The sequence below is a fragment of the Vibrio sp. 10N.222.55.B11 genome (assembly GCF_041473705.1).
Taxonomy (GTDB): domain Bacteria; phylum Pseudomonadota; class Gammaproteobacteria; order Enterobacterales; family Vibrionaceae; genus Vibrio; species Vibrio crassostreae_C.
Map to the genome: position 1 here is coordinate 1 of NZ_JBFRST010000114.1, position 2,161 is coordinate 2,161.

Below are 2,161 nucleotides of genomic sequence, written 5' to 3' on the forward strand. Positions count from 1 at the left end.
GGGGCGTGCGACGTGAAGTCGTATGAAGCGCTGTTCACCGCTTAACGAGTGAACCATTTGTATCACCAGATGAACCTAGGAGCCTGAATAAAGTAGCGGCTCTGACAATGTAACGAAGGGTGGCATTTGCCAATCGGGATCTAAATCGTGAGAGGACGATCCTCCTGATAACCACAATCGGGTGAGTGCTAGGTAGTCAGTATGATGAACATAAGTAAATCCGCGTAAGGTGCGTTATGTGATGAAACAGCGGAAGTGGTTAATACGCTGTAGCCAAAAGGCATGAGAGTCGGAAAGAGATTGCCCCATGCTCTTTCGTGATCATTGAACTCTTCGCACCATAGCGGGCATCTACCCTGACATTGCGCGACATACGGAACACGGTAAGCCTGTATCACTCCCTTTGGGAAAGCCTTTGTGGCCGATAGTGATGCAGGTATAGGAGGTTGGAAAAAGCGAAGGCTGCATTGTAACGATGCAGATACAGACTTGTGTCTGGTCACGAAAGTGAGCCCACTTCCGACTGGTCTCCCGTTGCGAGAGAATATGAAGAACTTTATTCAAGGAGAAACGCAAATGATGATTTCAAAAGAGATTAGTGCCTCTCCTGACAGCGCTCAATGGCAGTCAATCGACTGGAAAACCGTTGAAGCGCATGTATTAAAGCTCCAGATGCGTATCGCAAAGGCAACTCGAGAAGGTAAACACGGCAAAGTGAAAGCTTTGCAATGGATACTGACTCACTCGCGTTCAGCAAAACTTCTTGCTGTTAAGCGAGTATCTCAAAACAAAGGCAGTAAAACGTCTGGAATAGATGGTGTTATCTGGAATACAGATACACGCCGTATGAAAGCAGTGAATCAAATGAGTCGAAAAGCTTATCAAGCTAGACCGCTCAAGCGTATCTATATCCCCAAAAAGAATGGCAAACTTCGACCACTGGGTATCCCGTGCATGATAGATAGAGCGCTACAAGCGCTTCACCTATTAGCATTGGAGCCTGTGTCGGAAAGCCTTGCAGACCCTAACAGTTACGGTTTTCGACCAAGGCGAAGCACCGCTGATGCTATCGGGCAGTGTTTTATCTGCTTGAGTCAAAAGCGTTCAGCGCAATGGGTTCTTGAAGGGGACATCAAAGCCTGTTTCGACAAAATCGGGCATCAATGGCTGATGGACAATGTTGCCGTTGACAAGCGTATGTTGGGACAATGGCTAAAGTCTGGCTTTGTAGACAAAGGGCTATTTTACGACACCGATGAAGGTACGCCTCAAGGTGGGATTATATCCCCAACCTTGATGTTAATGACTCTCTCTGGTCTCGAACAGCAAATTAAGTCTACCGCTCTCAAAAAGGGAGCAAGAGCCAATTTTATTGGATACGCCGACGATTTCGTCGTCACTTGCGCTTCAAAGGAAGTGCTTGAGAACGATATCAAACCGTTGATTGCTGACTTCTTAGCGGAAAGAGGCTTAACACTCTCCGAAGAGAAAACGCACATCACTCACATCAATGATGGCTTTGATTTCCTAGGTTTTAATCATAGGAAGTATAAAGGAAAATTGCTCATTAAGCCGAGTAAATCCAACACGTTAATGTTCTTAAGTAATCTGCGTGAACTCATCAAAAAGCACGTAACCCTTCCAGTGAATGATCTTATCAAACTGATAAATCCGAAACTCAGGGGATGGTCGAACTACTATCGACACTGCGTGGCAAAACAGATATTCGGTTATGTCGGTCACAAACTATTCCATACGTTATGGCACTGGGCTAAAAGGCGTCATCCAACAAAGTCTAAAACTTGGATCGCCCTAAAATACTTCATCAACCGTAAAGGGCAATGGCAGTTTCACGGTTGGCAGAAGATCATGGATATGGATTGCCAGTTCAATCTGTTCCAAATAGCTAAAGTGCCGATAGAAAGACATGTGAAAATCCGAAATGGAGCGACACCATTTGACCCTCAATACCAAGAGTACTTGGCAAAGAGAAAGTCCAAAAGGCTAGCCCGTAACTCTTGGAAAGAGCCTGTCCCGACTGCGTTATAAGTTGCTGGGTATCATTTGATGCCTTTGTGGAGGCTTGAGCCTAGTGCAGTGAAAGTTGCACGCTGGGTTCTTAGGGAGACGGCACTTGGTAACAAGTGTCGTCCACCCGACA

Annotated in this window: 1 protein-coding gene; it reads left to right on the forward strand. The window is 45.9% G+C overall.

Going from position 1 to position 2,161, the window contains the following annotated elements; translation table 11 throughout:
- Window positions 1–576 precede the first annotated feature (576 nt).
- Complete coding sequence (gene ltrA, locus AB4503_RS25075; protein ID WP_372115882.1) at window positions 577–2,049, forward strand: group II intron reverse transcriptase/maturase; 1,473 nt, start codon at window positions 577–579, stop codon at window positions 2,047–2,049.
- Window positions 2,050–2,161: the final 112 nt, after the last annotated feature.

Bases quoted from the DNA above. Each gene is read 5' to 3' on its own strand.
- ltrA (WP_372115882.1), top strand. From the start codon at position 577: ATGATGATTTCAAAAGAGATTAGTGCCTCTCCTGACAGCGCTCAATGG.